Source organism: Streptomyces sp. SP18BB07, from assembly GCF_036322545.1.
GTDB classification, from domain to species: Bacteria; Actinomycetota; Actinomycetes; order Streptomycetales; family Streptomycetaceae; genus Streptomyces; species Streptomyces deccanensis.
Genome location: NZ_JAQYWT010000237.1, coordinates 15,382 through 27,931, shown reverse-complemented (window position 1 = coordinate 27,931; position 12,550 = coordinate 15,382). Strand labels below are relative to the sequence as shown.

Below are 12,550 nucleotides of genomic sequence, written 5' to 3'. Positions count from 1 at the left end.
GCGTAACCGCTCCCCCCAAGCGGTCCGTACGGACAGACGATGTTCGTACTGCGGACGGCGGTCGTACGGAGAGGACGTGGACTCCACGTGGCAGCGCACCGCAAGCCCAGACAGCGCTCGATCGGCGGCCATACGGCCCGCACGGCCGCGACGATCGCCCTCGCGGGCGCGGCGACCGCGACCGGTTTCGACGGCACCGGGCACGCCGATCCCCAGCTCACACCGGAGCAGGTGAAGGCGAAGGTGGCCAAGCTGTACCAAGAGGCCGAGGTCGCCACGGAGAAGTACAACGGTGCGAAGGAGAAGGCCGACAAGGCGCAGGAGAACCTGGAAGAGCTGCGCGATCAGGCCGCCCGCCGCACCGAACGGCTCAACTCGGCCCGGGACGAACTCGGTTCGCTGGCCGCGGCGCAGTACCGGGACGGCGGAATCGCCCCCTCCTGGCAGCTCGCCCTCTCCGCCGATCCCGACCAGTACCTGGACGGCGCGGCCCTCGCCGAGCGCGTCGGCAGCCGCCACTCGGCGGACGTGGCGAGCGTGCGGAAGCAACTGCTGGAGATCGAACGGCTGCGCGGCGCCGCCCGCGTCGAACTGGGCACGCTCAAGACCCGCCAGACGGAGCTGAAGCGGCACAAGAAAACCGTCACCTCCAAACTGACCGACGCCCGTCAGCTGCTCGGCCGGCTCACCACCGAGGACCGCACCCGCCTCGACACCCGTAGCGGCGGCACAGGGCACACTTCGCGCTCCTCCACCGGGGCCCAGCGCAGCCTCTCCGGCCCGGCCTCCCCCGTCTCCGCCCCGGCCGACGCCCCCAACTCCCGCGCCGCCGCGGCGGTCTCCTACGCCTACTCCAAGATCGGCAGCCCGTACGTCTGGGGCGCCACCGGCCCCAACGCCTTCGACTGCTCCGGCCTCACCCTGGCCGCCTATCGCGCCGCCGGCGTCTCCCTCCCCCGCACCACCTACTCCCAGATCAACGCCGGCCCCCGCGTCGCCCGCTCCGAACTCCGCCCGGGCGACCTCGTCTTCTTCTACTCCGGCATCAGCCACGTGGGCATCTACATCGGCAACGGCCAGATGATCCACGCCCCCAACCCCTCGGCCCCGGTACGCGTGGCACCTCTGGACGAGATGCCCTACGTGGGGGCAACCCGGGTGGCCTGAGCCGGGCCCCGAGGCCTGATGGCCCGAGCGCGGCGGCTGGGAGCTGCACCACCCGTGCGGGAAGCACGCCGGGCGCGTCCGGTGTGCCCGACGGCCCTGGCCGCCCCGGCTCCCCCTGGCCCACCCGCGCTCGCCCACGTCACCGGCAGCCGCACGACCGGCAGAGCGGCCCCGGAGCCTCCGCCCCTCACACCAGGCGGCGTGCCGTCGCCCACCTCGTCAACTCGTGGCGGTTGGAGAGCTGCAACTTCCGCAGGACGGCGGAGACATGGGACTCCACCGTCTTCACCGAGATGTAGAGCTGCTTGGCGATCTCCTTGTACGCATAGCCGCGCGCGATGAGCCGCAGCACCTCGCGCTCGCGCTGGGTGAGACGGTCGAGGTCCTCGTCGACGGGCGGGGCGTCGGTGGAGGCGAAGGCGTCGAGGACGAAGCCGGCCAGCCGGGGAGAGAAGACCGCGTCGCCCTCCTGCACCCGGAAGATGGAGTCGACCAGATCCGAGCCGGTGATCGTCTTGGTGACATAGCCGCGCGCGCCGCCCCGGATCACCCCGATCACGTCCTCCGCCGCGTCCGACACGGACAGCGCGAGGAAGCGGACGGGCTGCTCGGCGTCCGCCATCAACGCCGAACACCGGCGCAGCACTTCGACACCACCGCCGCCGGGCAGGTGCACATCGAGGAGCACCACCTCGGGCCGCGTACTCGTGATCACCGAGACCGCCTGATCGACGTCGGGGGCCTCCCCGACCACCTCCACCCCCGTGCGGTCCGTCTGCCCGATCTCGGCCTGGACTCCCGTACGGAACATCCGGTGATCGTCCACCAGCACCACGCGGACATGCCGCCCGGGCCCGGATGGTCCGGGTGGGGCAGGTGCGGCAGGCGCGGCAGGCGCGGCAGGCGCGGCAGATGCAGTGGTGCCGTCGGGCGTGGGTGCCTGGCCGGGTGCGGCCTGCGGGTCGGCCTCCCCGGGGAGACCCTCGGCCGGACCTGTGCCCCGCGCGGCCGAACCTCCCGGGCCCCCGCTCGACGTCGTGCCCGAACCGCCCTGTGCGGCAAGGTCGTTCGCCCCGCTCGTGTCACTCATGACGTCGTCTCCGCCCTCTCCATCTCCAGCTCGACCTCCGTGCCGCCGCCCGGTACGGCGCGGAGCCGTGCCGTGCCTCCGTTGCGCTCCATGCGGCCGATGATCGATTCTCTGACGCCCATGCGGTCGGCGGGTATCGCGTCGAGGTCGAAACCTGGGCCGCGGTCGCGGACGGACACGAAAACCGTCCTTCCCTCGACCTCGGCGAAGACCTGCACGGCACCGCCCTCGCCACCGTACTTGGCGGCGTTCACCATCGCCTCGCGCGCGGCCTGCATCTGCGCGGTCAGTCCCTCGTCGAGGGGGCAGTCACCGACGACCACCACCTCTATGGGGACGCCGTGCTGGTCCTCGACCTCCGCCGCGTTCCGTCGTACGGCCTCGGCGAGGGTGTCGGGCTCGTCGTCCTCGTCCTTTCCCGTGCCCTCGGGCTTGTACAGCCAGTTCCGCAGGTCGCGCTCCTGCGCGCGGGCGAGGCGGCGGACCTCGTTCGGGTTGTCCGCGTTCCGCTGTATCAGTGTCAGGGTGTGCAGCACCGAGTCGTGGACGTGGGCCGCGACCTCCGCGCGCTCCTGGGCGCGGATGCGCATGAGGCGCTCCTCGGAGAGGTCCTGGGTCATACGGACGAGGTACGGTCCGGCCAGCAGGGTTATGCCCACGAGGACCGCGAGCGCTGCCTGCAGGACCGAGCCGAGGTGAGCGGCTGAGCCCTGCAGGACGAATATCCCCGAGACACCGGCGGTGACCAGCAGGACACCGGCTACGGAGCGCAGCAGGGTGATCGTGCGTCGACGGCGGCCGACCTCGGCCCAGCGGGCCCGGCGCGCGTTGTCCGCCTGGCGCCAGACCAGGGCGACGCCGGCGGCGACGAGCACGGTCGGCCAGAGATACGCCGTGGCGCCTTCTCCGAGGTTCACGTTGCCGACGAAGACCATGGCCACGACGACCATGAGGAGCAGGGCGACTATCTGGCCGCGGTCGGGCTTGCGGGCCACGAGTTTGCGGCGGCCGTCGGGGGAGGTTTCGGTGGCGATGGCCGGAGGCCGCTGGTTGTCGACGCCTCCCACGCCGAGCGGGACGAAGAACCAGAACGCCGCGTAGACGAGGGCGCCGAGGCCGTCGGCCAGGAAGAGACCGGCGAACACGAGCCGCACCCAGGTCACAGGCAGGCCGAGATGTCCGGCGAGCCCTCGCGCCACGCCTCCGAGCCAGCGTCCGTCGCTGCTGCGGTAGAGCTTGCGCGGGGGCCGCGGAGTGTCGACTGGCAGTGCTGCGGCTTCCGGCATGCCATCGATGTTCACACGCATGGCCGAGCGAGGCATCAGGGTCGACCCCCGAGACGCCCCTGATCTTCGACGCGAGCCTGATCGAACACATCCCCCGGCGGATATCAGGGTTCGACCAGGGTCATCCCGACTGCCATCGGACCGGCTCGGCGGTCACGATGGACGCATGACGGATCACCAGCACGCGGCAGAGGAACCGGGCCCCGGTTCGGGTCCGGACGCCCTGCGGCCCACCACGGAGCCGCAGGACGCCATGCCCCCACCGGGCACGGGCTCGGAGGAGCCGCGCGCGCACGGAGGCGCGGGGGCACGCCCCCACACGGGCGCCCGAACGCCTGCGGGCGCGGGCCCGCAGGCGGGCGCGCACACGGGCACGGGCGCAGCCGCGGAGGATCGGTCGGGTGCCGCCGGCCCCGACGATCCGGCAGCTGCCTCCGCCGCCCCGCACAGGTTCCGCCGCGACCGGCGGTACAAGATGCTGGGCGGTGTCTGTGCCGGGCTCGGGCGGCAGTGCGACATGGATCCGGTGATCTTCCGGGTGGTGCTGGCGGTGCTCTCCCTCACCGGGGGCCTCGGCCTCGTCTTCTACGGCTTCGCCTGGTTGTTCGTCCCGTACGACGACGAGGAGGAGAACGAGGTACGCAAGCTGCTGACCGGCCGGGTCGACGGCCAGGCCCTCACGGCCGTGCTCTTCGCGCTGGTCGGCTGCGGTGTCTTCCTCACCATGCTGGGCAACACCACCGTCCTGACCTTCTCGGTGGTCGTCTCCCTGCTCCTGGCCGGCGCGGGGTACTGGTCGCAGCACCGCGGCGCCCCCGACCCCGATCCACTGGCCGCCCAGGCGGTGGCCGACGCCCCGCCGGAGGCCCAGGCACCCCCCGTGGCCTCCGCCTACCCTTCGTGGTGGCGCGACCCCATAGTCAAGGACGGAACCCACATCGGCGGCACGGGCTACCTGTGGGGCCCATGGGGCACCCGCGACCGGGACATAGCCGCGGCCGTCAACATCGCCCAGGGCATACGCCCCACCCGCCAGGACATACGCGTCGCGCGTCCGCCGAAGCCGCGGGGGCCGCGCTGGATCGGCGGCTGGATATTCCTGCTCGCGCTGCTCGCCGGCGGCATCGGTACCGGCGCGACCTGGGAGGGCCGCACCCTGGCGGCGAGCCTGCAGACCGGCCTGGCCTGTGCGCTGACGGTGTTCGGTCTGGGCATAGCCCTCAGCGCCTTCCTCGGCCGTACGGGAGCGGGCTCGATCTTCCTGGCCGTGGTCACGGCGGGCCTCCTGGCGGGCACGGCGGCGCTTCCGTCGAACATCACCACCGACTGGGCCCGTACGGAGTGGACACCACGGAACGCGGAGAGCGTGGCGGCCCGCTACGAGCTGGGAACCGGCGTGGGCACGCTGGATCTGTCCGGGGTGGACATACCGAAGGGCGAGTCGCTGACGACGAGCGTGGAGGTGGGCGCGGGCAAGGTGAAGGTGGTGGTTCCACCGGACGTCACCGTGCGGCTCGACGTCGAAGTGGGCCTGGGTGACATCCAGTTGCCGGGTGACGACAAGGAGGACGTGGACGTGGCACCGGACAAGAGCGAACGGCTGACGCTGGTCCCCGAGAAGGGCTCGGGCGGCGGCGGGACGCTCACCATCGACCTCGAAGTCGGTCTGGGACAGGCGGAGGTGACCCGTGCTGCGGCATGAGTTCCGGCCGGCGAAGCTCGTCGCGGGCCTCTTCCTCACCGCGGCCGGTGTCGTGTACCTCGGCGACGCGGGAGACGCCTGGGAGGCCCCCTGGTTCGTGGCGATACCGCTCGTGGTCGGGGGGCTGTGCATCGCGGGGGCGGTGGCGACCCTGGACCACGCGATACGGGGGCGTCGGGGCGGGGGGCGGACGGGACCCACGGGGGTGACGGGTACGCGAGGACCGGCGGGGGCGACGGGGCGGCCGGAAGGTCCGGCGGGAGCGACGGAGCCGGGAGGGACTGCGGGGCCGACGGGAGCGAAGGGGGCGACAGGAGCGGGCGGATCACCCTGGAGGGACGGACACGGCTGAGACCGGCGGCAACGGATGTGCGTGGCTGGGAGCGGGCGGGCAGCCAGTCGGCGCGGCTGAGGGCGGGCCCAAGAAGGGTGAGCGCGGGAGGGGGATGGGTGGACGCGGCTGGGAGCAGATGGGGGGGCAGCTGTGTCGCTGAGTCGTGGCCCGGTCGCGTCGGCTGAGCCGTGATGGGTGGAGGGCAGCCTGTGGGCCGGATTGGGCAGCGAATGGGGGCGGAGTGTGGGGGCGGGGCCGGCTGAGCGGGGCCTTGTGGGGTCAGTGGTAGGCGTCCGCGCGGTGCCTGCTGGTGGTGCCCCGGCGGCGGGAGCGGATGGCGGCGTCCACGGAGAGGACCGGTGCCCCGGCGAGGATCAGGGGGATCCAGGCCATGAGATAGGGGAGGTCGTTGCCGTAGTAGTACGGGGATGCCGACCAGCTGACGGTGAGCCAGAGGCTGAGGGAGATCAGGGCTCCGCCGAGGGCGGCGAGGCGGGTGAGGAGGCCGAGGAGGGTGCCGATGCCGACGGCGAGTTCGCCGATGGCGATGGCGTAGCCGAAGCCGACGGGGTTGTTCAGGGCCATGTCGATCATGGCTGGGATGGCGGAGGAGTCTCGGGCGGCGCTCATCATGTCGCCGATGGAGCCGGAGCCGGAGTCCGCCATGAACGCGCTGTCGGTGAGTTTGTCCAGGCCGGCGTAGATGAAGGTGACGGCGAGGAAGACGCGTAGGGGCAGGAGGGCGTAGCGGGTGGCGGTGTCCCGCCAGTCGGGGCCCTCGTCGAAGTAGGGGGTGTGGGAGTCCGAGCGAATGTCGTGAGTCATGGTCTGCGCCGCCTCTTGTCCGCCGTGCCGTTGACCCCTCAACAGACGATACGTTCACAGGGGTGGGGGTGCTCAATGGTTCGGGCGTGTTTTTCCGGGTCGGAGTGCCTTGTCGGGGAGGCGGGGTGTGGTTCCGGGGACTTCCTCGCCCCCGCTGCCCTCACCCGTCGTATCCCAGGGGCTGGGCCCGTTCGACCCCGCCCCCGCCCCCGCGCGCGTCCGCCGGGTGCTCCGTCCGCTGCATCCGGCGGGGTGCCGAGCCGCACCCGGCGAGGGACACAGTGCCTCGCCTCTCCCCCGCTCCCGCCGCCCTCCCCCGTCGGCGGCTGTCAGTCCGCTGAGACCTCGATGGTGTAGCGGTTGGTTTCCACGCCGGCCGCTGTCACTACCTGGACTTCGACCTTGCCGGGTTCGACGTCGGCGGGGACGGGGGCGGTGAGGACGGCGTCGGTGGGGTTGCTGAAGCCGCCGGCCACGGGGACGAGGGGGACGTGGACGTGGACGGGGCCGATGCGGACGACCATGCGGGAGAGGTGGTCGGCGGTCTGGGCGCCGAGTGGGACGAAGCCGGAGCCGCGGATCTCGATGTCGTCGCCGTTGCGGATGGGGGCGTCGAGGTCGCCGGCCTCGCGGGCGCGGACGACGGAGAGGATGACGGGGCGGCCGCCCTCGGCGTATTTGCCGGCGACGTAGGTGGCGGCCGAGACCAGGACGAGGAGGGCGAGGCCCCAGGGGAGGTCGGGGAGTTGGTCGGGGCGGCGGGCGAGGCGGACCGCCGCGAAGGCGAGGGCGACGGAGCAGATGAGGACGTACTGGATGTCGGAGAAGCTGCCGCGGCCCGAGTCGTCGGTGAGGAGGTCGGCGGCGCGGGGGCGGTGGGCGCGGACCTTCTGGAGGCGTTGGGCGAGGACACGGAGACCGACCACGCGGCGGACCAGGACGGCGATGCCGCAGACGACGGCGAGGACGGTCACGATGCCGGCGCCGCGGGCGAGGTCGAGGCCGGCGATGAGGGCGTCGCGTTCACGGTGGTCGGAGGCTGCGGCGAGGCGGCCGACGAGGACGAGGACCGCGAAGACGACGAAGAGCACCCAACCGGCCGCGATCGCGCGGGAGGTGGAGAGACGGTTGTCCTCGCCGATGACGGGGGCGAGGGCACCGCCGCGCGCCCGGTGCAGATAGCCGGCGCCGGTGAGCGCCGCGGCGACCAGCAGGGCGGCGAGCAGGCCGGCGGTGCGGGCCGCCGTCCAACCGGCGCCGATCGCGGTGAGGGACTGGACGAGGAGGAGGGTGACGACGGCGGCCCAGACCACGAGGGCCGTGCGCAGCCACAGGCGGGCCAGCCAGGCCTCGCCCTCGACCCGGCCGCGTTCGGCGACGAGGGCCGCGGACTGGGTGAGTTCGTCGGAGACCCACTGGCGGGAGGCGGACGCGGAGTGCGCGACGGCCGCCGGCAGTCCGTGCCCCGACGCGAACTCCTCCCGCTTCAGCAGGAACTCGGCGACGGCGCGCCGGTGTCCCGCGCGCGCCCCGTGCGGGCAGTCCCCGCACGTGCACCCGCCTTCATGGGCGCCCGCGCCCATGCCCGCTCTCGCCTCCTGCACCGCCATGCCCGAGCCCGCCTTCCCGCGCCGACGTCCGTGTGCGTCTGCGCGCCCACGTCCGCGTACTTCGGCCTTCGCCGCCACCGTCATTGCCCTCTGCCGGCAATGCTGTTACCGCTGATACTTCCGAGTCGATACCGCCGTCGTGCGGGTCGTACGTACGTCCGCTCATTACCACAGCCGTGCGGACGTACAACTGCCCTGCGATGACAGCGAATTGTGCCGTATGGAACACGGTCCGCATTCGGCAGGGCCACTCCGTGCGTGGGAGGCGCGGGGTGAAGTGCCGGTGCTCGTGTTGACCCGGCTGGGAGAATCCTCCTATGGCCGAGATCATCCAGCGCGACGGCGTCTGGGCCTTCGACGGCAGCACGGTCCGGATCACGCCGGGCCTGCACCGTTCCGTGGCGCTGTTCCGGCAGACGTACGGGGAGATCGCGGTGCCCCTGGAGGCGGTGGCCGGTGTCGTCTACGAGCCCGAACGCAGGCGCGGACGGCTGCGGTTGCGGCTTCGCGAGGGCAGTGATCCGCTGCTTCAGGCCACGGGCGGGCGGCTGCCGGACGCGGCCGACCCGTACCGGCTCACGGTCGATCTCGACCGGTCGGGGATCGCCGAGTACGTGGCCGAGGAGATACGGCAGTCGATGCTGCTGGAGCAGACGCCGAAGGAACCCGCCAGTGCCTATCTGCTGCCCGGTCCGCCCGTGCCGGTGTCGGTGCGGTCCAGTGACGGCACGGTGTCGTTCGACGGGACGCGGGTGCGGATCGACTGGAACGACACCTCCGACCGGGTCAAGCGCGCGACCGGCCCCCGGATCATCGACGTGGGTGAGCTGGTGCAGGTCGAGTGGCTGCCCAACTCCGGTTACGAGGACGGTTTCCTGCGGTTCGTGACGCGCGAGACCGTGTTCTCGAAGCTGCCGCCGGAGCGGGATCCGTTCGCCCTCGACCTGTGGGGCAGTACACGTCGCGACCTGCTCACGGCCCTCGTCGCGACGGCGGTCACGGCGCGGCTCCCCCATCCGTCGACACGGGCGAACGACCACGCGGACCGGTCGGGGCCGGCCGGGACCGTCACGGCCCGGCCTCCGGCCCCCGACCACCATGACACGCTCCTGCGCCGGCTCCGCGAACTCGGTGAGCTGCATCGTGGCGGTGTCCTCACGGACGAGGAGTTCGCGGCCACGAAGGCGGCGGTGCTGCGCGACTTCTGACGGCTCGCGCTCAGGCGCCGTCCTCAACTCAGCAGGTCCGGCTCGCTGCGGCTGATGTCCTGCCACAGCGGCTGGTAGTTGATCCACGCCACCAGGTCGCCGCCCGCCTGTTCCCGTGTCGCGACGGCCAGCCGGTGTTCGATGAGCAGGGGCCGGCCCGCCGCCTTCGCGGTGAGCTGCACCTGCGCCGAGCGTTCCATGGACAGGAACCACCAGGCCGCCGCGTCGACCGAGTCGCCGACGGTCAGCAGACCGTGGTTGCGGAGCACGAGGGCCTTGCGGCTGCCGAGGACCGCGGCGATGCGGCGGCCCTCGTCCGCGTCCACAGCGACGCCCGTGTAGTGGTCGTAGAGCGCCTGGTCCTCGTAGAAGGCGCAGGACTCCTGGCTGATCGGGTCGAGCAGCTCGCCGAGGGCGGAGAGGGCGCGGCCGTGCACGGAGTGACAGTGGGCGACGGCGACGACGTCGGGGCGGGCGGCGTGCACCTGGGCGTGAACGGTGAAGGCGGCCTGGTTCACGTGGTAGCGGCCCTCGATGACCTGGCCGTCCTGGTTGGCGAGGACCAGGTCACTCACCGTGACGTGCTTGAAGGGCATCCCGAACGGATTGACCCAGAAGCAGTCGCTGTACTCCGGGTCGCGCGCGGTGATGTGTCCCGAGACCCCCTCCTCGAACCCCATACGCCCGAAGATCCGCAGGGCCCCGGCCAGCCGTTCCTTGCGGTGCCGCCGCTCGTCCTCCGGCGACTCGTGCATCGGCGGCATGGCGAACCGGAGCTGGTCGGTGGGTAGGGGCAGGGGCGGTGTGGGCCCGTGCATGTGTCCTCCAGAGTGACTTCCTTTACAAAGCGGAAGTTACCGTCGGTCCCCCACGGAGAACAGGTCCGTCCGGTGAAGAGGGTGCGCAACCGTTACGCAAGTCACCGAAGCGCGTCAGATGGCACTCCGCCGGGCGGGCCGGGCGACACGGTACGTCGCTCGGGGTAACCGGACAGTGGTTGTCGGGTATCCGCGTGAGACTCGACGTATGCCGGAGAATCTTTCGAACTGGGGCGCCTTCGTCGCCGCCGCACCCGAACTCGCACAGACGGTCGAGGCGCGCTTCGGCGCCTTCACCCATCACGTCCTCGCCACCCTCCGCAGGGACGGCTCGCCGCGTACGACCGGGCTGGAGGTCCGGTTCGTGAACGGGGAGCTGTGGCTGGGGATGATGCCCGGCTCGCGCAAGGCGCTCGATCTGCGCCGCGACTCCCGCTTCGCGTTGCAGGCCAACCCCGGGCCGGGCACGGAGATGGGCGGCGGGGACGTACGGGTGAGCGGCCGGGCGATCGAGGTCGACGATCCCGCGGTGAAGGCCGCATACGGCGAAGAGGTGGAACCGCCGGAGCCGTTCCACCTCTTCCGCACCGAGCTGACGGAGGTCGTGCGGACCTACGTCGAGGACGACAAGTACCTGGTCGTCCAGGTCTGGAAGCCCGGAGAGCCGGTGCGGACCCTCAAGCGGACCTGACCGCTCAAACGGGAGTCACTCCCACTCGATGGTGCCCGGGGGCTTGCTCGTCACGTCGAGGACGACGCGGTTGACGTCGGCGACCTCGTTGGTGATGCGGGTGGAGATCTTCGCGAGGACGTCGTACGGCAGCCGGGACCAGTCGGCGGTCATGGCGTCCTCGGAGGAGACCGGGCGCAGGACGATGGGGTGGCCGTAGGTGCGGCCGTCGCCCTGGACGCCGACGGACCGGACGTCCGCCAGCAGCACCACCGGGCACTGCCAGATGTCGCGGTCGAGGCCGGCCGCCGTCAGCTCCTCGCGGGCGATGGCGTCGGCCTCGCGGAGCAGGTCGAGCCGGTCCTTGGTGACCTCCCCGACGATCCGGATGCCGAGGCCGGGGCCGGGGAACGGCTGGCGCTGGACGATCTCCTCCGGAAGGCCCAGCTCCTGGCCGACCATCCGGACCTCGTCCTTGAAGAGCTTGCGCAGCGGCTCGATCAGCTTGAACTCGAGGTCTTCGGGGAGGCCACCGACGTTGTGGTGGGACTTGATGTTGGCGGTGCCGGTGCCGCCGCCGGACTCGACCACGTCGGGGTACAGCGTGCCCTGGACCAGGAACGCGACCTCGGGGCCCTCGTCGGCGATGATCTCCGCCTGGGCCTGCTCGAAGACGCGGATGAACTCGCGGCCGATGATCTTCCGCTTCTGCTCGGGGTCGGAGACCCCGGCCAGCGCCTTCAGGAACCGCTCCTCGGCGTCGACGACCTTCAGCTGTACGCCGGTCGCGGCGACGAAGTCCTTCTCGACCTGCTCGGTCTCGTTCTTGCGCATGAGGCCGTGGTCGACGTAGACGCAGGTCAGCTGGGAGCCGATGGCCTTCTGGACGAGGGCCGCGGCGACGGCGGAGTCCACGCCGCCGGACAAGCCGCAGATCGCGCGCTTGTCGCCGACCAGCTCGCGGATGGCCTCGACCTGCTCCTCGATGACGTTGCCGGTGGTCCAGCTGGGGGTGATGCCCGCGCCGCGGTAGAGGAAGTGCTCCAGGACCTGCTGGCCGTGCGTGGAGTGCATGACCTCCGGGTGGTACTGGACGCCGTAGAGCTTCTTCTCGTCGTTCTCGAAGGCGGCGACCGGGACGACGTCGGTGGAGGCCGTGACGGTGAAGCCCTCGGGGGCGGCGGAGCAGGCGTCGCCGTGGGACATCCAGACGGACTGCTCGTCGGGGGTGCCCTCGAAGAGGGTGCTGCCGGACTTGGAGACGTGCAGGGGGGTACGGCCGTACTCGCGGGCGCCGGTGTTGTCGACGGTGCCGCCGAGGGTGGTGGCCATCAGCTGGAAGCCGTAGCACATGCCGAAGACGGGGACGCCGGCCTCGAAGAGTTCGCGGTCGAGGCGGGGGGCGCCCTCGGCGTAGACCGAGGAGGGGCCGCCGGAGAGGATGATCGCCGCCGGGTTCTTGGCGAGCATCTCCGCGACCGGCATGGTGCTCGGCACGATCTCGCTGTAGACCCGGGCCTCGCGGACGCGGCGGGCGATGAGCTGGGCGTACTGGGCGCCGAAGTCGACGACCAGGACGGTGTCGGGGGCGGCGTTCGCTGATGACACGGGGTGCCTTCCGGCGGTTGGGCGGGGTCTGTGTGTGTCCGAGTCTACCGGGGTGCGCGCTCCTGAAGTGGGCCCACCGGTCGCTCCGCCGAGAGGGCACACCGGCCCCGGCGGAGGCCCCGGCAGGAGAGAGCCCCTGGGGTGGGGGCGGCAGGGCGCAACCTCGCGACGGACGCGGACGGCACGAGCGGCTCGCGGCGGACGGAGGCGACGCGGAGGGATGCCTCACGTT

General features: G+C 71.8%; 10 protein-coding genes. 4 read left to right on the top strand and 6 right to left on the bottom strand.

Annotated elements, in window-relative coordinates; genetic code table 11:
* Positions 1–87 precede the first annotated feature (87 nt).
* Positions 88–1,167 (top strand): C40 family peptidase, encoded by a 1,080-nt coding sequence (locus tag PUR53_RS07535; protein ID WP_329907802.1) that lies wholly within the window; start codon positions 88–90, stop codon positions 1,165–1,167.
* A gap of 187 nt (positions 1,168–1,354) precedes the next feature.
* Here PUR53_RS07535 and PUR53_RS07530 read toward each other — a convergent pair whose 3' ends face one another.
* Positions 1,355–2,257 (bottom strand): response regulator transcription factor, encoded by a 903-nt coding sequence (locus PUR53_RS07530; RefSeq protein ID WP_329907801.1) that lies wholly within the window; start codon positions 2,255–2,257, stop codon positions 1,355–1,357.
* Positions 2,254–3,543, bottom strand: a complete 1,290-nt coding sequence (locus PUR53_RS07525) for an ATP-binding protein (RefSeq protein WP_329898622.1) — start codon at positions 3,541–3,543, stop codon at positions 2,254–2,256. The genes PUR53_RS07530 and PUR53_RS07525 overlap by 4 nt, the downstream gene beginning before the upstream one ends.
* A 166-nt stretch (positions 3,544–3,709) precedes the next feature.
* On the opposite strand from PUR53_RS07525, the gene PUR53_RS07520 reads away from it, so the two are divergent.
* A complete protein-coding gene (locus tag PUR53_RS07520; RefSeq protein ID WP_329907800.1) occupies positions 3,710–5,245 on the top strand; it encodes a PspC domain-containing protein in 1,536 nt (511 codons plus the stop codon).
* 613 nt (positions 5,246–5,858) lie between these two features.
* Here the strand turns inward: PUR53_RS07520 and PUR53_RS07510 are convergent.
* The gene (locus PUR53_RS07510) at positions 5,859–6,404 is read right to left on the bottom strand and encodes a DoxX family membrane protein (RefSeq protein WP_329898619.1); all 546 of its coding nucleotides are present in this window, start codon (positions 6,402–6,404) and stop codon (positions 5,859–5,861) included.
* A 329-nt stretch (positions 6,405–6,733) separates the two neighbouring features.
* Entirely contained in the window at positions 6,734–8,014 is a 1,281-nt protein-coding gene (locus PUR53_RS07505; RefSeq protein ID WP_329907799.1) for a hypothetical protein, read from the bottom strand.
* 317 nt (positions 8,015–8,331) lie between these two features.
* On the opposite strand from PUR53_RS07505, the gene PUR53_RS07500 reads away from it, so the two are divergent.
* Complete coding sequence (locus PUR53_RS07500; RefSeq protein WP_329898617.1) at positions 8,332–9,222, top strand: DUF4429 domain-containing protein; 891 nt, start codon at positions 8,332–8,334, stop codon at positions 9,220–9,222.
* A 23-nt stretch (positions 9,223–9,245) separates the two neighbouring features.
* On the opposite strand, the gene PUR53_RS07495 is transcribed toward PUR53_RS07500, so the two are convergent.
* Positions 9,246–10,040, bottom strand: coding sequence for a class II aldolase/adducin family protein (locus tag PUR53_RS07495; RefSeq protein ID WP_329898616.1), 795 nt, complete (start codon positions 10,038–10,040; stop codon positions 9,246–9,248).
* Positions 10,041–10,248: 208 nt separating this feature from the next.
* On the opposite strand from PUR53_RS07495, the gene PUR53_RS07490 reads away from it, so the two are divergent.
* The gene (locus tag PUR53_RS07490; protein WP_329907798.1) at positions 10,249–10,731 is read left to right on the top strand and encodes a pyridoxamine 5'-phosphate oxidase family protein; all 483 of its coding nucleotides are present in this window, start codon (positions 10,249–10,251) and stop codon (positions 10,729–10,731) included.
* 15 nt (positions 10,732–10,746) lie between these two features.
* On the opposite strand, the gene guaA is transcribed toward PUR53_RS07490, so the two are convergent.
* Entirely contained in the window at positions 10,747–12,318 is a 1,572-nt protein-coding gene (gene guaA / locus PUR53_RS07485; RefSeq protein WP_329898614.1) for a glutamine-hydrolyzing GMP synthase, read from the bottom strand.
* Positions 12,319–12,550: the final 232 nt, after the last annotated feature.